Genomic DNA, 22,749 nt, shown 5'->3' on the forward strand with positions numbered 1-22,749 from the left:
GCCCGGGGCTAAAGCTAGAGCATGTTCTTCACGTCCCCGAAGAAGTTGAAGCTCCCCACTCCCCAGGAGGCGCTGCCGGGCCGTCCGCAGGAGATGCAGGTTCCCCCGAAGCACACCGTGCTGGGCACCCCGTTGAAGGGGCCGGTGCCGGAGGGCTTTGAAGAGGCCGTCTTCGGCATGGGCTGTTTCTGGGGGGTGGAGCGCAAGTTCTGGCAGGTGCCGGGGGTGTACTCCACGGCGGTGGGCTACGCGGGCGGGCTGACGCCGAACCCCACGTACGAGGAGGTCTGCTCGGGGCTCACCGGCCACAACGAGGTGGTGCGCGTGGTGTACGACCCGAAGAAGGTCTCCTACGCGCAGCTCCTGAAGGTGTTCTGGGAGAACCACGACCCCACGCAGGGCATGCGCCAGGGCAACGACGCGGGCACCCAGTACCGCTCCGGCATCTACTACGCGAACGACGCCCAGAAGCGCGCCGCGGAGGAGACGCAGCGCACGTTCCAGGCGGCGCTGAACGCGAAGGGCCTGGGCGACATCACGACGGAAATCCTGCCGGCGCCGGCCTTCTATTACGCCGAGGACTACCACCAGCAGTACCTGCAGAAGAACCCGGGCGGCTACTGCGGCGTCGGGGGCACGGGCGTCAGCTGCCCGATTGGCGTCGGCGTCAGCGCCTGACGTGAAACACGCGGCTTGAGACAGGGACACGGCGCGGATCCACCGTCATCGGGTTCGCGCCCTCCCACGCTGCGGGCAGCAAGGGAACCCGGTAGGGTCGCGGTCCCTTGAACACACGCCTCGCCACCCTGTCGGCCGTGGCCCTCGTCGGGCTCACCGTCGCGTTCGCCCTGCACTTCGCCGCCGCGCCCACGGCCCTGCCGGCCACGGCGCCCGCGGAGGTGTTCTCCGCCGGGCGGGCCCGCGCGCACCTGGAGCACATCGCGGCGGTCCCGCACCCCGTCGGCTCGCGGGCGCACCGCGACGTGCGCGAGTACCTGCTGCGCACCCTCCGCGAATCGGGGGTGACGCCGGAGGTCCAGGTGACCTCCGCCATCAACCCGACGCTGGGCACGGGCCGCACCATCCCGGGCTCCACGGTCCACAACGTCCTGGCCCATCTGAAGGGCGTGGATGGAAGCAAGGTCGTCGCCATCGTGGCCCACTACGACTCCGTCCCCACCTCGCCCGGGGCCTCGGATGACGGGGCTGGCGTGGCGGCGATGCTCGAGACGCTGCGCGCGCTGCGCACCGGTCCCCCGCTTCGCAACGACGTCCTCTTCATCTTCATGGACGCGGAGGAGACGGGGCTCGTGGGCGCCAGGGCCTTCACGCTCCAGCACCCGCTGGCGAAGCGGGTCTCCGTCGTCCTCAACTTCGAGGCCCGCGGCTCGCGCGGCCCCTCGCTGATGTTCCAGCCGAGTCCCGACAGCCGCTGGCTCATCGAACGGCTGGCGCGCTCGGGGGCCCCCGTCCAGGCCAGCTCGCTCTTCGATGAGACCTACCGGCGGCTGCCCAACGAGACGGACTTCTCCATCTTCCTGAAGGCGGGCACGCCGGGCCTCAACTTCGGCTTCATCGACGGGTTCATGCGCTACCACACGCGCCTGGACGACCTCACCCGCCTGGATCCGGACAGCCTCCAGCATCACGGCGAGATGATGCTCGCGCTCGCGCGCCACCTGGGCCAGGACCCGCTGGAGCCCGCCCCCATGGGGAGCGCCGTCTACTTCAACGTCGGGCCCTTCCTCGTCCACCATGCGTCGTCCTGGGCGGTGCCCCTCGCGCTGCTGGCGCTCCTCGCCTGCGGTGCCGCCATCGCCGTGGGCCTGCGGCGGGGCGCGCTGCGAGCAACCGGCCTCTTGAAGGGCGTGGGCGCACTGCTCGCGACGACGGCGGGGAGCGCGGCGGTGATCCAAGCCGCGTGGTGGCTCGTGCGGCGCATCGATGGGGGCTTGAGTGCCCTGCCCCAGCGCGACGCCTACCAGGGCCGCCTCTTCATCGTGGGGCTGCTGGCGCTGACGCTCGCGACGGTGGCCGGTTTCCAGGCCCTCTTCCTGCGCAAGGTGCGGCGGGCGGAATTGGCGGCGGGCGCGCTCATCGCGTGGACGGTGCTGGGACTCGTCAGCGCGTTCGTGGCGAGCGGACTCAGCTACCTGTTCACCTGGCCGGTCGTCTTCGGCGCGCTCGGCCTGGGGTGGCGGTGGCGCGAACCGGGGGAGACGCTGACCTTGCGCACGCGCCTGGTGCTGGCCGCGAGCGCCATCCCCGGCCTGCTGTTGTGGGTGCCGCAGGTGCCCCACTTCTACGTCGCCCTGACGCTCTTCCTGGTGGCGGTGGTGACGGCGGTGGTCGCGCCCTGGCTGGCGCTGCTGCTGGCCCAGACGGTCGCGGAGCCCGTGCGCCTGGGCCGGACGGTGGCGCCGCTAGCCTTCGCGCTGGCCGTGGTGCTGCTGGGCGTGGGCGTGGTCCGGGAGCGCTTCGACGTGGAGACCCCGCGCCCCAGCAGCCTCGCGTACGTCGTCGATGCCACGAGCAACGAGGCGTACTGGCTCTCCGGCGACTACGAGCCGGACGCCTGGGTCTCCCAGGTCCTCGGCGGCGAGGCCACGACACGCCGCATGGGCGACTACCTGCCCTTGTTCCCCAAGGACGTCCGCGTGGCTCCCGCGCCCATGCGGGCCCTGCCGGCGCCAGAAGTGCGGGTGGAGCGCGACGAGACCCGGGACGGACTGCGCCAGCTTGCGCTTCGGGTGACGTCGCGCCGGCAGGCGACCCAGCTCCAGATCCAGCTTGGCCCGCACATGCCCCTGCGAGGCCTGTCCATCGCCGGCCACCGACTGGAGCCGGAGGCCATCGCTCGCACGCGCGATCGTGAGACGGGCACGGCCCTGGTGTACTGGGACGCGCCGCCCGAAGGCATCCTCCTGGAGTTCTCCGTCCCCGAGGGCACCCGCGTGCCGCTGCGCGTGACGGACCTCCGCTTCGACCTCTCCGAAGCCCCCGGCGCGCCCGGCGACCAGCGCCCGGCCGGCACCATCCCCGTGCCCTTCTACTTCGGCGTCACGGACGAGACCCTGGTGAGCATCGCGGTCGAATACTGAGGCAGGGACGCGTCAGCGCTTCCCCTTGCGCCGGGGATTCGCGAGCCCGAGGAGCGAGAGGAGCAGCAGGCTCATCACCGAGGCGCTCGTTCCTGAGCCACCGCAGCCCCAGCCCTCGCCGATGACTTCATCGGGAACCGGAGGAGCGTCCACGCAGACCCCCTCCTGGCACACCTCGCCGTCGCCACACTCGGAGGGCGCGCCGCAGAACGTGTCAGGCGTGTTCGGGTCCGTCTCGCTCGAATCGAGCCGGCCATCGTGGTTGGCGTCCTCTTCGCCGTCCTTGCGCCCGTCCCCGTCCGTGTCCGCGTTGAGCGGATCCGTGCGGGTGCTCGGATCCGCGTCCGCCACGAACTGTTCCTTCGAGACGTCGGTCCCCACATGCGGCGAGGAGACGGCCATCTCCGTCCCATCGAAGAGCCCATCATCGTCACTGTCCGGGTCCCGCACGTTCGGCAGGCCGTCACCGTCCGAGTCCTCCGTGGGAGCCAGCTCGTGACCATCGAGCACGCCATCATCATCCGTGTCGGCGTCGTGGGGGTCGGAGCCCGCCTCGAACTCGGCGACATTGGAGAGCGCGTCGTCGTCCGCGTCGAGCGAGGCGTCACCCGGTGAGTTCGGGTCGAACCCATGGGCAAGCTCCCACTCGTCGGCCATGCCATCGTCGTCGGAGTCGGTGGAGACGGTGACGGAGGTGCTGGCACTCTGACCGTCGGCCGTGACCCGGACGGTGTTGGAGAACGTTCCGCTGTGGAGGCCAGCGGTGAAGACCCCCGATGCGTCGAGGGTGCCGCCGCCGTTGACAGCCTCCCAGGTGGCAGTGAGCGGAAGCTCGTTGTCGAACGCGTCATAAGCCTTCGCGCTGAAGGTGATTCTCCCCTGGATGACCACCGTCGGGTTCTGGGGTGAGATGACCACGCGGTGAAGGGCGCCTGGCGCCACGACGACCGAGCCCGAGCCCGCGAGGCCGTGGGCCGTGGCGAGGACACTCGCCGGGTAGGTGCCAGGCACGGAGGTCGCGGTGAAGCGGCCCTCCGGGGTGATGCTACCGGCGCCGCGCAGGACCGACCAGACGGGCGCGATGGAGACCTCATTGCCCTCGGCGTCCTCTCCCTTCGCGCTGAACGGCTGCTCGTTGCGAGGTCCCAGTTGGGCGAGCGCGGGAGTCACCACGATTCGCGTCACGTCACCGGGGGCGAGCGTCACATCGGCGGAGCCGCTCATGGCGTCGAACCGCGCCGTCACCGCGCCAGGGTATGCGCCCGCCCTGCCGCTGGCCGTGAACAGGCCTTCGGCGTCGATGCTGCCCACGGCCGTCGAGCCGACCGACCAGGCCGTTGTTCCGGGCACGGTATTGCCCCAGGAATCGGTCGCGGTGGCGGTGAACCGCTGAGCCCCACGCACCCGCAGGGCCGTGGACGCAGGGGTCACCTGCACGGTCTGGGTCGGTCCTGGGTTCACCGTGACGCTCGCTGTCGCGGACAGCGCACCGCTCAGGGCCGTGATCGTCTGGGTGAAGGTTCCCGCGACGGTGCCCGCCGTGAACACGCCGTCCGGACCGATGTCCCCACCGCCGTCGGTCACGAGCCAGGAGACCGGCGCCAGGGGCAGCGGGTTGTCGCAGCCATCCCGGACATTGGCGGTGAACTGCTGTGTGTCGTTGACGGACAGGGTCGTCGTCGCCGGAGCGAGCATGACCATCGCCGCCGGGCCCGGGGTGAGCGTCACCGTCGCGGACGCGGACTGGCCATCCACCGTCGCGGTGACCGCACCCGGATGGGTGCCCGCCGTGCAGCTCGCCGTGAACAGGCCGCTCGCGTCGATGGTGCCCGCCGCGCCGTGAGCGGACCAGGTGATCGCCGCATCGGGCAGCGGGTGGTTGGAGGCGTCATAGGCCATCGCGGTGAAGGCTTGCGTGCCCTGGACGACCAGGGAGGGCGCCGAGGGCGTCACGACGACATACGCCGCCAGCGGCCGGACATACGGGAAGGCTCCCATGTCCGAGCCATCGGAGGCGGCGTTGCGGCACGGCGACGTGGCCTGAAGCGAGAAGTCGGTAGCTCCCACGAAAAGCGGGTCGGCGGAGAGGCTGCCGGGACCGGGCGTGACGTTGAGGTAATTGGCGGTGCCGTGGCCCCAGACGTTGTTGTGGATGACGGAGCGGTTGGGGCCGCTCGGATGCGAGAAGACAAGGCCATACTCGCCGTTGGAGGTGATGATGTTGTCGGAGAGGGTGACGTCTCCGTTGAAGGGATACACGTTGACGCCCATCCCGTTGCCCGTGATGGTGTTGTGGAGCAGGGAGGACTGGCCGCCCAGCGCGATGGCGTAGGTGGTCGGGGCGGGAAGACCGTTGGCTCGCACCAGACTGTGCTCGAGCCGGGTGATGGTGTTGAAGACAGACTGGAGGGCTTGAGCGCAGTTGCGCAGGGTGCCATGGCTGAAGGTCGTGGTCCCGCCATAGACGACCAGGCACTGCGCGGTGTCACCCTGGATGGTGGTGCGGTGGAAGGTCGACTCCCCCGTACTGTGGACGCCGACGATGCCCGCGTTGAGGGTGGCGAAGTCGAAGGTGGCGGAGCCCCGGACGTACACGCCGCGGGCGCCGGTGGCGGTGAGGGTGACGGGGGAGGCGGAAGTGCCCTGGGCTTCCAGGTGTCCGTCGATGAAGAGTTCGATCTTCTTCGTGTCCGTGCCGGCCCCGAGCGCGTCGGTGGCCGCGAAGGTGAGCGAGGCCCCTGGCGCCAGCGTGAGGGTGACACCCGGGCGGACGGTCAGATCGCCCGCGAGGGTGTTGGCGCCGGTGAGGGTCAGGTCCGAGACGAGGGCTCCCAGGAGGCCGGGGCTGGGGTGGCCCGCATAGGGGAAGGCGCCCATGTCGGTGCCATCCGACGCGGCCAGGCGGGCCGGCGAGTACGCGGTGAGGCGGAAGTCCGAAGCGCTCACGAAGAGCGGATTGGCGGAGATCCCCCCGAGCCCCAAGGGGGCACTGGGGGCCCAGACGACGCCGTTGCTCCACACGTCGTTGTGGTGGATGGCGCCGGGAGGGGTGATGGCGGAGTAGAAGGGCCGATGACCGCTGGAGGTGATGATGTTGTCGTAGATGCTGATGGAGCCGGCGTCGTCGCGGACGTTGAGGGCTTCGTAGAGGTTGTCGACGATCGTGTTGTGGACGACGTGGGCTGAACCTCCCCCTCTCACTTCCATGGCGTAGACGCCGTTCCCCGGTGCGCCGCTGCTGCGAACCAGGCTGTAGCGAAGCTCGATGGTGCCGCTCGTGGTCCAGATCGCCTGGCGGCAGTTCTGCAAGGTGCCCTGGATGAAGCGGGTGGTGCCGCCCGTGACCAACAGGCACTGGGTGGAGGCCCCTTGGAGGGTGGAGTTGCGGAAGGTGGTGGCACCGGTACTGGCAGCGCCGTAGAGGCCGGCGTGGAGGGTGGTGAAGTCGAGGGTGGCGGAGCCCTGGACACGCACGCCGTAGGCGCCCGTGGCGGTGAGGGTGACCGGCGCGTCCTGGGTCCCCTGGGCGGCGAAGGTGCCGTCGACGATGAGCTCGACCCTCGCGCGGTCCACGCCCGAGCGCAGGCCGTCGGTGGCGGCGAAGGTGAGCGAGGCCCCTGGCGCCAGGGTGAGCGTGACGCCCGGGCGGACGGTCAGATCGCCCGCGAGGGTGTTGGCGCCAGTCAGGAGCCTGTCGGAGAAGAGGACGCCCTGGAGCGACGGCGTGGGGGCCCCCGCGTAGGCGAAGGCGCCCATGTCGGTGCCATCCGAGGCGGCCAGACGGGCCGGAGAGTTCTCCGTGGGGTGGAAGTCCGAGGCACTGACGAGGAGCGGGTTGGCGGAGATACCGCCGGGCCCCAGGTCTGAGGAGCCGAAGTCACTGATGGAGTGACCCCAGGTGTTGTTGTGGTGGAAGACGCGCGTGGGCGTGTTGGTGTTCTCGAGGAAGACGCCGAAGCGACTGTTGAGTGCGACGATGTTGTCATGGAGGTCGACGGTGCCGGTGAAGCTCTTGATGGAGATGCCGCCGTAGGCGTTGCCGGTCACCGTGTTGTGAACCAGGGTGGCCGGAGCGCCCAGGACCATGGCGTACCGGGAGCCGGATTCGGCGCCGCTCGCGTGCACCAGGCTGGAGTGGAGCTCGGTGGTACCGCCGGTGGTGACGAGGGCCTGGAGGCAACTGCGCAGGGTGCCCTGGCTGAAGCGGGTGGTGCCGCCCGTGACGCGCAGACACTCGGTGGAGGCACCCTGGACGGTGGTGCGCTCGATGACGGAGGCGCCGGAGCTGACGACGCCGTAGAGACCGGCGTTGAGGGTCGCGGAGTCGAAGGTGGCGGAGCCCTGGACGCGCACGCCGTAGGCGCCCGTGGCGGTGAGGGTGACCGGAGCCTCTGGGGTGCCTTGGGCGGCGAAGGTGCCGTCGACGATGAGCTCGACCTTCGCGGTGTCCACACCGGAGCGCAGGCCGTCGGTGGCGGCGAAGGTGAGCGAGGCCCCTGGCGCCAGCGTGAGCGTGACGCCCGGGCGGACGGTCAAATCGCCCGCGAGGGTGTTGGCGCCAGTCAGGAGCCTGTCGGAGACGAGGACGCCCTGGAGTGAAGGCGTGGGGGCCCCCGCGTAGGCGAAGGCGCCCATGTCGGTGCCATCCGAGGCGGCCAGACGGGCCGGAGAGTTCTCCGTGGGATGGAAGTCCGAGGCGCTGACGAAGAGCGGGTTGGCGGAGATGCTGCCGGGGCCCGGGGTGATGGTGGAGGCGGTGGAGTAGTTGGTGGTGTGATCCCAGACGTCGTTGTGGTGGACGGAGCGCGTGGGGGTGGTGGTGTTGGCGAAGCTGATGCCTTGGCTGCCATTGGACACCACGAGGTTGTCGTAGACCTCGACGGTGCCCGCGAAGCTGGCGACCTGGACAGCGCCGAAGCTGTTGCCGGTGAGGGTGTTGTGAACCAGGGCGGCCGAGGCACTCAGGGCGATGGCGTGCTTGGACCCCGCACTGGAGCCGCTCGCGTGCACCAGGCTGTAGCCGAGCGTGGTGGTGCCGCCCGTGGCGGCGAGCGCCTGCGTGCAGTTCCTCAGGGTGCCATGGCTGAAGTGGGTGGCGCCGCCCGTGACGCGCAGACACTCGGTGGAGGCACCCTGGACGGTGGTGCGTTCGATGACGGAGGCGCCGGAGCTGACGACGCCGTAGAGACCGGCGTTGAGGGTCGCGGAGTCGAAGGTGGCGGAGCCCTGGACGCGCACGCCGTAGGCGCCCGTGGCGGTGAGGGTGACCGGAGCCTCTGGGGTGCCTTGGGCGGCGAAGGTGCCGTCGACGATGAGTTCGACCTTCGCGGTGTCCACACCGGAGCGCAGGCCGTCGGTGGCGGCGAAGGTGAGCGAGGCCCCTGGCGCCAGCGTGAGCGTGACGCCCGGGCGGACGGTCAAATCGCCCGCGAGGGTGTTGGCGCCAGTCAGGAGCCTGTCGGAGACGAGGACGCCCTGGAGTGAAGGCGTGGGGGCCCCCGCGTAGGCGAAGGCGCCCATGTCGGTACCATCCGAGGCGGCCAGACGGGCCGGAGAGTTCTCCGTGGGATGGAAGTCCGAGGCGCTGACGAAGAGCGGGTTGGCGGAGATGCCGCCGGGGCCCAGTGTGATGTTGGTGCTGACGTCACGGGTGCTGTGGCCCCAGACGTCGTTGTACTGGACGGTGCGAGTGGGGAACGTGGAGCCTACCGCGGTGATGCCGTAGAGGCCGTTGGAGGCAATGACGTTGTCGGAGAGTTCGGCGGTTCCCGCGAAGCTGGCGAGCTGGACGCCGCCGAACGGGTTGCCCGTGAGGGTGTTGTGGACGAGCCGGGCCGAGCCTTGCAGGTAGATGGCGTACTGGGACAAGGCGCTTGAGCCGCTGGTGCGAACCAGGCTGTAGCGAAGCTCCGTGGTGCCGCCGCTGGTGATGAGGGCTTGAGCGCAGTTCTGCAGGGTGCCGTGGCTGAAGGAGGTGGCGCCTCCCGTGACAATCAAGCAGGTGCTGGAAGCCCCTTGAAGGGTGGAGCGGGTGAAGGTGGAGGAGCCGTTGCTGACGACGCCGTAGAGGCCGGCCTGGAGGGTGGTGGAATCGAAGGTGGCGGAGCCGCTCAGCACGCGCACGCCATAGGCGCCGGTGGCGGTGAGGGTGACCGGAGCCTCTGGGGTGCCCTGGGCGACGAGGGTGCCGTCGACAATCAGCTCGGTCTTGCCCTTGTCGATCCCCGAGCCAAGGCCATCCGTGGTGGCGAAGGTGAGCGAAGCGCCGGGTGCCAGGGTGAGGGTGACACCGGGGCGAACGGTCAGGTCACCCGCCAGCGTGTTGGCACCGGAGAGCGTCTTGTTGGAGAAGAGGACGCCCTGAAGCGTGGGGCTGGGATGGCCCGCATGGGCGAAGGCCCCCAGGTCGCCACCATCCGAAGCGGCGAAACGTGCCGGAGAGTATTCGGTGAGGCGGAAGTCAGGCGCGCCGACGAAGAGCGGGTTGGCGGAGATGCTGCCAGGACCTGGAGTGACGGTCGCGGGGCTGTAGTCGTAGGTGCTGTGGCCCCAGACGTTGTTGTACTGGACCGTGCGCGTGGGGTTGAGGGCGTTGGCGAAGTAGACGCCATGGTAGGTGTTGGAGGTGATGATGTTGTCGGAGACGTTGACGGTCCCCGAGAAGATGTTGATGCGGAGGGCGCCGTGGAGGTTGCCCGTGAAGGTGTTGTGGACCAGTTGGGCCGAGGCGAACACGTCGAGGGCAAACTGGTTGGTGGCACCGCTGGCGTGCACCAGGCTGTCGCGCAGGGACGTGGTGCCGCCGTTGGCGACCAGCGCCTGAGCGCAGTTGCGCAGGGTGCCCGTCTCGAAGGACAGGGTGCCTGAACTCACGAGCAGACACTGGGTGGCGGCGCCCTGGATGGTGGAGGAGCGAAGGGTGGTCCAGCCGGCGCTGACCACGCCGAAGCGCCCGGCGTTGATCGTGGTGGAGTCGAAGAAGGCGGAGCCGGTGCCCAGGACGCGCACGCCGTAGGCGCCCGTGGCGGTGAGGGTGACGGGTGAGGTGCTGGAGCCCTGGACGCTCAGCGTGCCGTTGACGATCAGCTCGGTCCGGGACGCATCCGCGCCCGAGCCCGAGCTATCACTCGCGGCGAAGGTGACCTGGACCCCGGGCTGGATCGTCAGCGTCCGGCCGGAAATGATGGTCACGTCCCCCGTGATCACCCAGGGGTTGCCCGCGCTCGTCCACGTCGTGTCGACGGAGAGCGGCCCGGACACGTTGGTGGCGCGTGCAGCGGAGGGAAGAAGCACAGCGAAGAGGAAGAGGATCAGGAGACGAACTGGCGACAAGGCCGGTCCTTTTGCGCGCTCCCCCAGGCGGGAGAGTGACGAAGAGTCGATGCCGCAAGGTACCACGCCGCCTGTTCAATCGGAGCCAGTGCAGGGGCCACCCCAGCGGGCCGCGCGGGCAATTCCGAGTGGGCCAGGATGGCACGCCCCAAGCGGTACTGATGGCGGCCTGAGGACGGCCGCGACCTTGTCCTCTTGCTCCAGCAGGTTGTACGCCTCCATCCCGCCATCCCCCTCATGGGGTATGGCCTCCTCGGAGGCCATGGGTAACCTCTGGCATTGCAGAGAAGGTCACGGGCAGACGTCGTCCGCACGGCCAAGCACCTGGAGCCCTCGCAAGGGAGCTCAGGCTCTCCGCAATACCAAAGGGCAACTCCATGAGACTGGACCGGGTGGTCATCAAGAACTTCAAGTCCATCAAGATGATCGAACTGCGAATCCCCCAGAAGGATGAGCATCGACAGGGCTCTGCCGACTTCCTTTCCATTGTCGGGGAGAACAACGCAGGAAAATCATCCGTCCTCGAAGCCATCCGCTTCGCATGTACCGCCACGTCGAAATCAGCGCAGGTGCAGTTTCCGGGCAACGAACCAAGCAATGGTCCTATTGAGATTGAACTGGATTTCGACCAGTTCAATGAGAGCGACCGCGCTTCACCCGTTCTCCAGGAAAACATCTTCATGGAAGACGGGCGGGAAAAGTATCGACTCAAGCGGAGCTGGAGAACGGTTGGAACTGCCTCTGAGAACTCATCATACAACCCCAACCGCCCACCCACGGATCATCTCACGGGGTGGACTGGCAAGAAGACCCTCAAAACCCTTCTTGAAGCAGACGAGCGATGGAAGCCCATCGCCGAACTCGTCGCCCAGGAGAATTCTACCCCTAGACCGCCAATTGGCGTGCTCATCAAGGCGGCGAGGCAGCTCAACTCACCCCTGCTTGAGACCCATCCGCAAGAACCGTGGGCAGCCCACCCGGGAAGCAGCGCATCGCATCTCGAAGCCATCCTGCCCAGCATCATCTACGTTCCAGCGCTTCGTGAAACCAGCGAAGAAGCAGACGTGGGCATGAAACAATCCTCGATTCGCAAAATCGTGAACTCCCTCTTTGAGCAGCAACTCGCAAGCCACGAGAGGGTCATCCGGTTCAGAGCCGCAGCAATAGAACTCCAGGATCTTTTCGCTACGGAGGGAAAACACCGGATCGTGACCTCCATCGAGGAGCAGATCACAGCGAAGTTCAAGGAACTCATCAACATTGGCGCTGAGCTCAAGTTCAGCGCTCCCGATGTGATGTCGGATCTCGCGAGCAGCACCGAGTTCAGGGTCCTGGATGGGGGCCTGTCCACGACACCGGACAATCAAGGCCACGGAGCACAACGCTCCATCGTGCTGGCGCTTCTCCAGATGTACGCCGAACAGCTCAGGAAAAGCACTGCACGTGAGCAGCACCCCATGTTGTTCCTGATCGAAGAGCCGGAAATCTATTTGCACCCTGCCATGTGCCGAAGGATGCGCGACACGCTGCTGAAAATCTCCCGAAGCGGCATCGGTCAGGTCATCTGCACAACGCACTCCCCGGTCTTCCTGGACCTCGCCGACCGTCACGACGGCATTGTCATCTTGAGGAAGAAGGCGGCGGCTCCGGTCGCCAAACAACGAACCCGTGACGTGTTCGACCAGACCGCCACCGACAAGGAGCAGCGGGCGCGGCTCCGAATGCTTCTGAGCTTCGATCCCGCCGTCAACGAAGCATTTTTCTCGGAACAGGTCTGCCTTGTCGAAGGAGACTGTGAAATCGCCGCAGTCGAAGCGGTCGCCAGACGGCTCGAAAAGGAAGGGAATATCAGCTGGTCCAAATACCTCATGGCCAGACGCACGGTCACCCTCATCAACTGCCGTGGCAAATGGACCATCCCTGCCTTCCAGAAGGTGCTCAGCGCTTTCGACATCAACTATCGCGTCATCTACGACCTGGACGCGGGAGCCCAGGCCAACCAGGCCAACTCCCAGATCGAGAACCTCTTGTCGGAAAATGACAAGAGCCTGCCGCACGACCCGAACTTCGAGCAGTTCATCTTCGGCAAATCCTGGCGGAGCGACAAGCCCTGGCTCGCCACGAAGACCATCAATGAGGCTCCTCAACTCAATGCGCGACTCATCGAATTCTTCGAATTCGCACTCGGGAAATCTGTCTCGGACCTGAAGCCGGACGCCGTGCCTCCAACCACTGAGAACACGACCGCTCCGCAAGTCCAAAGGCCCAGCCGTCGAAATCTCCGGGGAAAACTCAAGGAGTTCAAGGTTCCGTCCCAGGTCATCCAGTCTGCACAGCGCGTGGAACAACTGTTCCGCATCGCCGCAGGGCCGAATTTCGCGATACGTCCAGACTCCGATTCACCCTTTCAGCAACTGGAAGGGACGAAAATCGATGCATTCGCCATCGTCACGGGCTCATCCATGGCGGACACCCTGCACGACAACGACATCGTCGCGCTCAAGTTCCTCAACAAAGTCTTCCTGGAGTCTGTGCACTCGACCGACATCCCCTTCAATGCCGCGCTTCCAAGCCTCCTTGAGAATGATGGCATCTACGTGTTGGCTGCGAACGATTACATCGATCAAAAATCGTACACCATGAAACGCGTCAGGATTTCCACCCGCCCCGACGGGGCATGGCGCGGAGATATCTCCGCGGACAACCCGGACACGAACTGGGGCGACCGCGGTCATTTCGAGATCCGCAAGACGGATCGCATCCACTTCGCAGCACAAGTCATCGGAGTCGTTCGAAGAGACGAATTGGAAGGATTCTCCCCGGAGGCGATTGGGTTGACCACCATCCCAATGGAGCAAGAGCCCACCTTCGAGGAAGACTGAGTTCGCATCATTCTTCCATTGGAGCGAAGGGCGCGAGGGCACGGCCCATCGAAGTCCGGGCAAAGCCCTCACCGGGGGCGCATGCCGGTTCGACACGCGAACCCCATTCCGCGCTGCGCGGGCGAAAATTGAAACGACGCTCCGGACTACCGGACCTCGGCCTGGGCCGAAGCCACCGGGACGGGAACCTGACGGCCCGCCCAGGCACGCTCCAGGTGCGGCGCGAGCTGGCCCACGGCCATCAACCCCGCCATGCGGAGGTCGGAGATGAACGACCAGAGCGGGTACTTGAAGCTCGCCGGACGGTTGTTCTCGATCTTGAAGTGGCTGAACCACGCGAAGCCGTAGGCGGCCACCAGCGCGGCGGGAATCAGCGCCCCCCGCCCGGTGACGGCGGCCGTCACGCCCAGGCACACGCCCAGGCTGGTCCCGGAGAAGTGCAGCCAGCGTGTCGACGGCAGCGAATGCTCGCGCAGGTAGAACGGCCAGAACTCGGCATAGGTCTGGATGCGGTCGGACATGAAGTGAAGTTGTGTCCAGACCCTGGCCTCCCGTCAACCCACACCGGCAATCAGGATGCCCGCACCGACACCGGTCGGCCCTCGGGTCCCGGCAACCCGAGCGGACCCGTTGGCTGGAAGGCAGCCGGGCAGGCCTCGACGCAGCCCGTCGTTTTCGGCCGGCTCCAGAACAATCCGGTGTCGACAGCCCAAGGGGCCGGCTCCGGCTCGGAGCAGCGCGGGGTGCGCGTGTCGTGAAAGACTCGGGGCCGCGCATGAACGACTGGACGCCCAAGCTGAACCCCACGGTGGACCTGCGGCGCCTTCCCCTGAACGCGGAGGAGGGCTTCGTGCTGTCGCGCCTGGACGGGCACACGCGGGCCCGGGACCTGCCCGCGCTCACGGGGCTGCCGCAGGAACGGCTCCAGGACATCCTCGCGCGGCTCGTGGCACAGGGCGCGCTGTTGCCGGGCGCGGACACCGTGGCGGCGCCCGTGAACACCGTGCGCCAGGAGCCTGCTCCCGAGCCTTCGCTGGACGTCCACGACACGGAGCCGCTTCCGGACGCGGAAGCCTCCGATGCCGGTGACGACGAAGCCGCGCCCGAGGAAGAAGTCCCCGAGGCCGTGCTGGGCAACTACCGCAAGCTCTTCGAGACGCGCCTGCACGCGCTGCCCGAGGACCAGCGGGTCGCGATGGCGCACGGTGCGGCGGACCCGGAGCTGTCCGCGCTGTGTTTCGACCCGGTGCCCGCCGTCATCAAGGCCGCCCTGGAGAACCCGCGCGTGGGCCTCGCGCACGCGCGCCTCATCGCCCGGCACCACCGCAACCCCGTGGGCCTGGAAGCGCTGGTGGCCCGAGCCGCCTTCGCGGCGGACACCGGCGTGCGCCGCTTCCTCGTGCGCAACCCGCAGCTTCCGGCGGCCCTCTTCCGCCGCATGTGGGCGCTGCGCCGGCTGATGGAACACCACAAGCTCACCGTGGACCGCGACGTGCCGGAGTCCACCCGCCGCACCGCGCGCGAACTCTTGCGCCAGCGCTTCGCCACCGGCCCCTCCGAGGAGAAGGTGGAGCTCATCCTCAACACGGAGGGCCGCGCGCTGGGGGCGCTCGTGGGGATGCCGGTGGACGGCAAGACGGCGTCGCTGCTGTGCGGCCGCACGTACCGCTCACCGCTGCTCGTGCAGAACCTGGCGCGCTGGAGCGCCGCGCCGCCCGTGCTCATCGCGCACCTGCTCAAGCAGGAGCTGGTGCGCCGTCAGCCACAGCTCCGCGCGATGCTCGCGCGCCATCCCAACGCCCCCGCGGACGTGAAGCGCGCCTGACCCCTCACCCCGGTGAAGGCGTCCGCAGCGCCGTGAAGGCCCTTCGCAGCTCGCTCCCCACGCCGAGGACGGCCACCAGGAGCATGGCCAGGGCGAGGGCCAGCCAGATCAATGAAAAGCCCCACAGGTCCATGAACCCGGACACGGGCCGCACGTCGTGCCGGTATCCCCTGTCGTGCACCCGCAGGGCCACCGGCGCCCCCACCTCGATGCGGTCGGGGGATTTCATGTCGTGCATCTTGCGCGTGAAGGTCTGTCCATGAAGGACGTAGCGCACCTCGGGCGTATAGCAGTCGTACTTCTGGATGCGGGTGACGCCCCCCGAACGACTCCGGATCTCCTGCACGCAGTAACTCGCCACCGACGCACTGCAGATCGCCTCCACCTTGACGGCGTGCTTGAGGAAGGAGTGCGTGTCCCGCAGCTGCCCCACGGAAATCGAAAGGAGGAGCGAACCCATCCCGCCGCAGAAGAGGATCACGATCCACAGGACGAGCCTGCTGCCTCCATCCAGGGGTTTCGCCATGGCGGCGAGTCTCTTCGAGTCGCCGCCCCGGCAGCAAGCCATGCACCCGTCCGCCGCTGGAGCCCCGCAGGCCGGGTGGACGCGGATCCGTCCTGCGTCCACAGCCCGTTCGCCCACGAAACGTCTCTTGCCCGGAGGAAGACGTCTGGACCCTTGCCCCGCGCAAGCCCCACCCATCGTCTTGACTACTACTGTAGTCATGGCATATCCCTTCGTGACTACAACTGTCGCCAAGAGGGTGCCGTGGACAGAACGCCGAGCGGATGGACAGAGCGTGACGGACAGCGGTGGCTCCCGGTGCTGCGGGACACACTGGGGTGGCTGGTGGCGCTCCAGCTCCTGGTGGCGCTGGTCTGGGTGGGACCGCTGCACCCGACGCGACTCCCCGTGTCGCTCGACACGCTGCGCACCCGGGCGCGACAGGCCCAGGTGCTGTTCAAGGCCGCCGCCACCGTGCGCCACCACGCCCTGCCCTTCGTGCGCCTGGAGCTGGAGTCCTGGTGGCTCAGGGTTTCCGAACGGTGATGAGCGGCTGGTAGAAGCCGCTCTCCTCCGGCGAGTACCAGCGCGGATCCACCAGCCCCGCCTGCGTGAGCGCGCGCTCCAATTCCAGACGCTCCAGCAGCCGGTAGATGCCGGTGTGCTCGGTGGTGTGCCAGATGCCGGACTCCTGGCGCAGGATGAACTGGCGCACCGTGTACTGCCGGTCGTCCACCGCCCAATCCCAGACCTGGAAGAGGACGCGGCGGCCCAGCGGCGTGTCCAGCACGCGCTCCGCCGTGAAGCGCGGCCGCTTCTCCAGCAGCGCGGCGTTGTCCCGCAGGCTCGCCACCAGCAGTCCACCGGGCACCAGGCGTGACGCCATCGCGTTCGCCGCGTCCTGCAGGTCCGAGTCCTCCAGCAGGTGCGCGAGCGCGTTGTCGCACGCCATCACCACGTCGAACGTGTCCGGCACCTGCCAGTCCAGCATCCGCATGTCCGCCACGCCCGTGGTGATGCTCACGTGCATGGCGCGCGCTTCCCGCTCCGCGCGGGCCACCGCGGACGGACTCAGGTCCGTGGCGTGCACCCCGAAGCCTCGCGCCGCAAGCCCCAGCGCCTGCGTGCCGATGCCGCACGCGCAGTCCAACACCCGGCGCGGAGGCGGCGCGCCTGAACGGCGCAGGAGTGCGTCCAGCACCGCGCCCTGCCGCTCCACCGACTGCTCCCAGTCCGCGAAGAGCAGGTGGTACTCCTCGGCCAGCCCTTCGTAGAAGTCCAGGACGCTGTCAGGCATGACGGCCTCCTCCTTAACACCCTCCCACCTGCCGTCACGCCCTCGGACGCGAGACGTTGGCTGGCGGGCGGGCCCATGCTCGCGGTGCGGGCGGGCGCACGGACTTCCACGGATTTTCCCTGCGGCGGGCTGTTACCGGGAAGACGGGACCTGGGGGACTCAACCGGCGGAGGTGGTATCCCGGGGCAGGATGCACCGTCGTCCCCCGCGGTCGCCAAGGAGCCCCGATGCTGACGTTGACACCCTCGCAGGTCCGACTGGGACGCTCCGCCGCCAACAAGGCGGAGGCCATCCGCATGGTCGGGCAGGTGATGGTGGAGTCGGGCTTCATCGCGCCCGGCTACATCGACAGCATGCTCAAGCGCGAACAGGTGTCCGCGACGTACCTGGGCCACGGCATCGCGATTCCCCACGGTCTGCCTGAAGCGCGGGACCACGTGCGCCAGACGGGCGTCGTCGTGGTGCAGTTTCCCGCCGGCGTCCCGTGGAGCCCGGAGGGTTCCGCGCGCATCGTGGTGGGCATCGCGGCGAAGTCCGACGAACACCTCCAGGTGCTCGCCAACCTCACCGGCGTGCTGGGTGATGAAACCCAATCCGAAGCGCTGGCCCACACGCGGGATCCGGCCGTCATCGTCCAGGCGCTCAACGGCGCCGCCGCCGCGCCAGAGCCCCAGGCCTCCGTCGTGACGTTCGACGGGCCGCATCTCCAGGTCACCTCCCCTTCCCCGCACGGCCTGCACGCGCGCCCGGCCACCGTGCTGGTGGAGGTGATCCGCCGCTTCCGCGCGGACGTCACCGTGCACCACGAAGGACGGCAGGCGAATGCGCGAAGCCTCCTGTCGCTCCTGCAACTGGGCGCTCGGGCCGGCACGGCGCTGACGCTCACCGCGACGGGGGATGACGCGAACGCGGTGCTCGACGCGCTCCGGGACGCGTTCCAGTCCGGTCTGGGCGAAGGGGAAGCCGTCGCGCCCACCGCGCACGCGGCCCCGATGGCCGCCACCGTGACGCTCGACTACGAGGGCACGCTGGTGGCGGGCCTGTCCGCGTCGCCGGGCATCGCCGCAGGGCCGGTGTGGGCCTTCCAGCGGGAGCGGCTGGAGGTGGAGGAGCACGCCCCCGACAGCGCGCAGGAACATCGCCGCCTGGAGGAATCCCTGGCGGGCGCGGCGGCGGAGCTGCGTCAGCTGCACGAGGGCTTCCTGCAGAAGGCCGGAGCGCAGCGGGCCGCCATCTTCAAGGCGCACCTGGAGCTGCTGGACGACCCGGAGATGTTGTCGGAGACGCACGGCCACATCGACACCGGGATGAGCGCGGGCGCGTCCTGGCGCCGCGTCTTCGAAAGCCGCGCTGACTCGCTGGCCAGGCTGGCGGAACCGACCCTGGCCGCGCGAGCCGCCGACCTGCGGGACGTGGGCCGGCGCGTGCTGCGGCCCCTGGCGAAGGTGGTGGAGGGCGAGGCCACCTTCCCGGACCACCCGGTGGTGCTGCTGGCGGAGGACCTGGCGCCGTCGGACACCGCGAAGCTGGACCCCGCGATGGTGCTGGGCCTGTGCACGGTGGGCGGCGGCACCACGTCGCACACGGCCATCATCGCGCGCTCGCTCGACCTGCCGGCGGTGGTGGCGGTGGGGCCGTCGCTGCTGGACCTGCGCAATGGACAGCACTGCATCCTGGACGGCGACGCGGGCGTGCTCGTGGTGGGCCCGTCGGAGCGGGACCGCGCGAAGGCCGCGAACCAGCGCGAGCGCACCCAGGCCCGGCGCGAGGAGGAGAAGCTGGAGCGCTACCGGCCCGCCATCACGCTGGACGGCAAGCGCGTGGAGGTGGCCGCGAACATCAGCGAGGCCGCGGAAGCGCAGAAGGCCGTCGACGCGGGCGGCGAGGGCGTGGGCCTGATGCGCACGGAGTTCCTCTTCCTCAAGCGCGACAACCCGCCCGACGAGGAGGAGCAGTTCCACGCGTACCGCACCATGGTGCGCGCGCTCAACGGCCTGCCCCTCATCCTGCGCACGCTGGACATCGGCGGCGACAAGCACGTGCCCTACCTGTCGCTGCCGGCGGAGGAGAACCCCTTCCTGGGCGTGCGCGGCATCCGGCTGTGTTTTGAACGCGAAGACCTGTTCCGCACGCAGTTGCGCGCCATCCTGCGAGCGTCGAAGGAGGGCCCGGTCCGCATCATGTATCCGATGGTCGCGATGCCCGAGGAGCTGGCGAAGGCCCGCGCCATCACGGAGTCCGTGCGGCTGGAGGTGGGCGCGGATCCGGTGGAGGTGGGCATCATGATTGAAGTGCCCTCGGCGGTGATGATGGCGGACCGGCTGGCGAAGGACGTGTCGTTCTTCTCCATCGGCACGAACGACCTGACGCAGTACGTGCTGGCGATGGACCGGGAGCACCCGGTGCTGGCACCCCTGGCGGATGGTCTGCATCCGGCGGTGCTGCGCATGGTGGACCTCACGGTGCGAGCGGCCCGGAAGGCGGGCATCTGGGTGGGCGCCTGCGGAGGCATCGCCGGAGACCCGTCGGGCGCGGTGGTGCTGTCCGGTCTGGGCGTCACCGAGCTGAGCGTCGCCATTCCCAGCATCCCGTCGGTGAAGGCGCTGCTGCGGGGCCTGTCCATGGCGGACGCGGAGGCGGTGGCGCGCGAGGCCCTGGACAGCGGCAACGCGGCGGAGGTGCGGGCGTTGGTGCGCGGCCTGCTGGCGAGGAAGGGAACAAAGGTATGAGGGCGACGAAGCCGGGGGTGGTGACCGTCACCTTGAACGCGGCCATTGATCAAACGCTGGAGTGCCCGGGCTTCACGGCGGGCGCCGTCAACCGCGTGGTGGCGGAGACGCGCACGCCGGGGGGCAAGGGCATCAACGTGGCGGCGTTCCTCGCGGGAGGCTCCCGGCCGGTGACGGCGGCGGGCTTCCTGGGCGCGGACAACGTGACGCTGTTCGAAGCGTTGTTCCACGACCGGGGCATCCAGGATCGCTGCCTGCGCCTGCTGGGCTCCAGCCGCGTGAACATCAAGGTCGTGGACCGCACGAGCGGCGCGGTGACGGACCTGAACCTGCCCGGGCTCCGTGTTCCGGAGGAGGCCCTGGACGCGCTGGGGGCCACGCTGGACGCGCTGACGGAGGACCACGGCTGCTTCGTGCTGTCGGGCAGCGTGCCGGCCGGAGTGCCCGCGACCATCTACGCCACGCTGACGGAGCGCCTGCGCGCGAGGGGCGCGGTGGTGGCGGTGGACACCAGTGGAGAGCCCCTGCGCCACGCGGTGGCCGCGCGGCCGGACTTCGTGAAGCCGAACGTGCACGAGCTGGGGGAACTGCTCGGGCGTCCATTGAAGACGCCGGGAGACGTGGGACGGGCCGCGCGCGAGCTGCATGCGAGCGGCATCGGGTTGGTGGTCGTGTCGCTGGGGGCGGAGGGGGCGCTGTTCGTGTCGCACGACGGGGCGTGGCGGGCACTGCCGCCGCCGGTGGAGGTGGCGAGCACGGTGGGCGCGGGCGACGCGCTCGTGGCGGGCGTGCTGGCGGCGCGGCTGGATGGGAGCGACCTGGAGACCTGCGCGCGCCGGGGCACGGCGTTCGCGGCGGGGAAGCTGGCGAGGGTGGGGCCGGTGCCGCCGACACCGGAGCGGGTGGCGGCATTGGTGGGCGCGGTGCGGATGCATCCGTTGGGCAACGCCTGAGACGACGGCACGACAAGGACACGACGACGATGGCGAAACTGGTGGCGGTCACCGCCTGTCCCACGGGCATCGCGCATACCTTCATGGCGGCGGAGGCGCTGCGCCGCGTGGCGGATCTCAAGGGGCACGACCTCGCGGTGGAGACGCGTGGCGCGGAGGGCGTGCGGACCCCGCTCGACGAGGTGGCGGTGGCGCAGGCGGACGCGGTCATTCTCGCCACGGACATCACCGTGGACGAGTCGCGCTTCGTGGGCAAACCGCTGGTCCGCACCTCCACGGCGGTGGCCATCCGGGACACCGAGCGCATCATCGACGAGGCCGTGGCCCGCGCCACGCTGCACCGGACGGCCAGCGCGGAAGCCGCCGCGCACGGAGTCCCTTCAGCGGACCCGGCCCGCGCAGGCACGGAGGCCGCATCGCAGTTTCAAGATGCCCCGCTGCCCCTCGCGGGAACGCCACAGGCCCTGGGCGCTTCGACACGCGCCTCGCAGTTCTCCACGGGAACTCCGCGCCAGACCGAGCAGGCCCCAGGCACTCCGATACGCGCCTCGTCGCCCCAAGGGGGAACGCCGCGCGCGACCGAGCCGTCCTCGGGGGTTTCCTTCCCACGGCCCCACGGGCTGTTGACGTCCACGCCCCTGTCTCCGTCGGATGTGACGCTGCCCCTCGATGGAGCGTCGCGCCGGGCCGACCCCGCGGGCACTCCGACGCGCACGCCTCCGTCCGGCACACTCGCCGGCACGCTGGTCGCGGTGACGGCCTGTCCCACGGGCATCGCGCACACCTTCATGGCGGCGGAGGCCCTCACGCGCGCGGCACGGGCGAAGGGCTACGCCATCCGGGTGGAGACCCAGGGCTCCGTGGGCGCGAAGAACACGCTGACGCCGGAGGAGATCGCGCAGGCGGACGCGGTCATCATCGGCGCGGACACGCACGTCTCCACGGAGCGCTTCGTTGGCAAGCGCCTGCTCCAGACCTCCGTGGGTGAAGCGCTGAAGCAGGCGGACCACGTGGTGGAGCAGGCGCTCGCGCTGCCCGAACCGATGAGCGCGACCCGTCCCGTGGCGGCGCCACCGCTCGGCGTGCCCGTGAAGGCCGAACCCGCGGGCGCGTACAAGCACCTGCTCACGGGCGTGTCGTTCATGCTGCCCTTCGTCGTCGCGGGCGGACTCCTGCTGGCGCTGTCGTTCGTGTTCGGCATCGACGCGTACAAGCAGCCCGGCACGCTGCCCGCGGCGCTGAAGGGCATTGGAGACGCGGCGTTCGCGCTGATGGTGCCCGCGCTCGCGGGCTACCTCGCGTACTCCATCGCGGACCGTCCGGGGCTCGCACCGGGGTTCATCGGGGGCATGCTGGCGAACCAGCTCAACGCCGGGTTCCTCGGCGGCATCGCGGCGGGGTTCCTCGCGGGCTACGTGGCGCGCACGCTGCGCGACCGCATCCGGTTGCCCGCGAACCTGGAAGGACTCAAGCCGGTGCTGGTCATCCCGCTGCTCTCCGCGCTCATCGTGGGCCTGCTGATGACGTATGTCATTGGAGCCCCCGTCGCCGCGCTGATGGGGGCGCTCACGCGCTTCCTCACGGGCATGTCCGGAACGAACGCGGTGCTGCTGGGCCTGTTGCTGGGAGCGATGGTGGCCTTCGACACCGGAGGGCCGGTCAACAAGGCGGCCTATGCCTTCGCGGTGGGCCTGCTGGGCTCCAGCACCTTCACGCCAATGGCCGCGGTGATGGTCGCGGGAATGACGCCGCCGCTGGGACTGGCGCTGGCCACGGTGGTCGCGAAGAGCCGCTTCACGCTCCAGGAGCGCGAGGCGGGCAAGGCGGCGGCGGTGCTGGGGCTCGCGTTCATCACGGAGGGCGCCATCCCCTACGCGGCCCGCGACCCGCTGCGCGTCATTCCGTCCATCGTCTTCGGCTCCGCCGTCGCGGGAGCGGTGTCCATGGGCTTCGGCTGCGCGCTCCGGGCGCCACACGGCGGCGTCTTCGTGCTCGCCATCCCCAACGCCGTGCAGCCGCTGGGCTACTACGTGCTGGCGCTGGTCGCGGGAACGCTGGCCACCACGCTCGCGCTCATCGTGCTCAAGCGGCCCCTGACCGACACGCCGACGCCGTAAGCATCAAG

General features: G+C 69.1%; 12 protein-coding genes. 8 read left to right on the forward strand and 4 right to left on the reverse strand.

Annotated features, from left to right (window positions below):
* Positions 1-21 precede the first annotated feature (21 nt).
* A complete protein-coding gene (gene msrA / locus D7Y13_RS09795) occupies positions 22-678 on the forward strand; it encodes a peptide-methionine (S)-S-oxide reductase MsrA (RefSeq protein WP_120532546.1) in 657 nt (218 codons plus the stop codon).
* 107 nt (positions 679-785) lie between these two features.
* Entirely contained in the window at positions 786-3,101 is a 2,316-nt protein-coding gene (locus D7Y13_RS48650; RefSeq protein ID WP_120532547.1) for a M20/M25/M40 family metallo-hydrolase, read from the forward strand.
* A gap of 12 nt (positions 3,102-3,113) precedes the next feature.
* Here D7Y13_RS48650 and D7Y13_RS09805 read toward each other — a convergent pair whose 3' ends face one another.
* Positions 3,114-10,433 (reverse strand): right-handed parallel beta-helix repeat-containing protein, encoded by a 7,320-nt coding sequence (locus D7Y13_RS09805; protein ID WP_147444407.1) that lies wholly within the window; start codon positions 10,431-10,433, stop codon positions 3,114-3,116.
* 377 nt (positions 10,434-10,810) lie between these two features.
* Between D7Y13_RS09805 and D7Y13_RS09810 the strand changes: the two genes are divergently transcribed.
* Positions 10,811-13,315, forward strand: a complete 2,505-nt coding sequence (locus tag D7Y13_RS09810) for an AAA family ATPase (RefSeq protein ID WP_120584828.1) — start codon at positions 10,811-10,813, stop codon at positions 13,313-13,315.
* A gap of 146 nt (positions 13,316-13,461) precedes the next feature.
* On the opposite strand, the gene D7Y13_RS09815 is transcribed toward D7Y13_RS09810, so the two are convergent.
* Positions 13,462-13,836: an Mpo1-like protein gene (locus tag D7Y13_RS09815; RefSeq protein ID WP_120532550.1), complete on the reverse strand. Its 375-nt coding sequence runs from the start codon at positions 13,834-13,836 to the stop codon at positions 13,462-13,464.
* A 254-nt stretch (positions 13,837-14,090) separates the two neighbouring features.
* Between D7Y13_RS09815 and D7Y13_RS09820 the strand changes: the two genes are divergently transcribed.
* Positions 14,091-15,140 (forward strand): hypothetical protein, encoded by a 1,050-nt coding sequence (locus D7Y13_RS09820; RefSeq protein ID WP_199732866.1) that lies wholly within the window; start codon positions 14,091-14,093, stop codon positions 15,138-15,140.
* 4 nt (positions 15,141-15,144) lie between these two features.
* On the opposite strand, the gene D7Y13_RS09825 is transcribed toward D7Y13_RS09820, so the two are convergent.
* Complete coding sequence (locus tag D7Y13_RS09825) at positions 15,145-15,666, reverse strand: hypothetical protein (protein ID WP_120584826.1); 522 nt, start codon at positions 15,664-15,666, stop codon at positions 15,145-15,147.
* A gap of 297 nt (positions 15,667-15,963) precedes the next feature.
* Between D7Y13_RS09825 and D7Y13_RS09830 the strand changes: the two genes are divergently transcribed.
* Entirely contained in the window at positions 15,964-16,191 is a 228-nt protein-coding gene (locus D7Y13_RS09830) for a hypothetical protein (protein WP_120532565.1), read from the forward strand.
* Here the strand turns inward: D7Y13_RS09830 and D7Y13_RS09835 are convergent.
* A complete protein-coding gene (locus D7Y13_RS09835) occupies positions 16,172-16,942 on the reverse strand; it encodes a class I SAM-dependent methyltransferase (protein WP_120532566.1) in 771 nt (256 codons plus the stop codon). The two genes, D7Y13_RS09830 and D7Y13_RS09835, sit on opposite strands and share 20 nt — an antisense overlap.
* Before the next feature lie 227 nt (positions 16,943-17,169).
* Here D7Y13_RS09835 and ptsP point away from each other — a divergent pair, with 227 nt between their 5' ends.
* From ptsP to D7Y13_RS09855, 3 genes are read left to right on the forward strand one after another with little or no spacing between them, the layout of a single operon-like run.
* Positions 17,170-19,671, forward strand: a complete 2,502-nt coding sequence (gene ptsP, locus D7Y13_RS09840; RefSeq protein ID WP_120584825.1) for a phosphoenolpyruvate--protein phosphotransferase — start codon at positions 17,170-17,172, stop codon at positions 19,669-19,671.
* On the forward strand, positions 19,668-20,624 hold the full coding sequence (pfkB, locus tag D7Y13_RS09845; RefSeq protein WP_120630668.1) for a 1-phosphofructokinase: 957 nt from the start codon (positions 19,668-19,670) through the stop codon (positions 20,622-20,624). Before ptsP ends, pfkB begins: the two co-directional genes overlap by 4 nt.
* 29 nt (positions 20,625-20,653) lie before the next feature.
* Complete coding sequence (locus D7Y13_RS09855) at positions 20,654-22,741, forward strand: PTS fructose-like transporter subunit IIB (protein WP_167508734.1); 2,088 nt, start codon at positions 20,654-20,656, stop codon at positions 22,739-22,741.
* Positions 22,742-22,749 lie beyond the last annotated feature (8 nt).

This window comes from Corallococcus praedator (assembly GCF_003612125.1).
GTDB lineage: Bacteria > Myxococcota > Myxococcia > Myxococcales > Myxococcaceae > Corallococcus > Corallococcus praedator.

Excerpts from the sequence above, each read along its gene's own strand:
- msrA (WP_120532546.1), top strand. The coding sequence starts at position 22 with ATGTTCTTCACGTCCCCGAAGAAGTTGAAGCTCCCCACTCCCCAGGAG.
- D7Y13_RS09810 (WP_120584828.1), top strand. The coding sequence starts at position 10,811 with ATGAGACTGGACCGGGTGGTCATCAAGAACTTCAAGTCCATCAAGATG.
- D7Y13_RS09815 (WP_120532550.1), bottom strand. The coding sequence starts at position 13,836 with ATGTCCGACCGCATCCAGACCTATGCCGAGTTCTGGCCGTTCTACCTG.
- D7Y13_RS09820 (WP_199732866.1), top strand. The coding sequence starts at position 14,091 with ATGAACGACTGGACGCCCAAGCTGAACCCCACGGTGGACCTGCGGCGC.
- D7Y13_RS09825 (WP_120584826.1), bottom strand. The coding sequence starts at position 15,666 with ATGGCGAAACCCCTGGATGGAGGCAGCAGGCTCGTCCTGTGGATCGTG.
- D7Y13_RS09835 (WP_120532566.1), bottom strand. The coding sequence starts at position 16,942 with ATGCCTGACAGCGTCCTGGACTTCTACGAAGGGCTGGCCGAGGAGTAC.
- ptsP (WP_120584825.1), top strand. The coding sequence starts at position 17,170 with ATGCTGACGTTGACACCCTCGCAGGTCCGACTGGGACGCTCCGCCGCC.
- pfkB (WP_120630668.1), top strand. The coding sequence starts at position 19,668 with ATGAGGGCGACGAAGCCGGGGGTGGTGACCGTCACCTTGAACGCGGCC.
- D7Y13_RS09855 (WP_167508734.1), top strand. The coding sequence starts at position 20,654 with ATGGCGAAACTGGTGGCGGTCACCGCCTGTCCCACGGGCATCGCGCAT.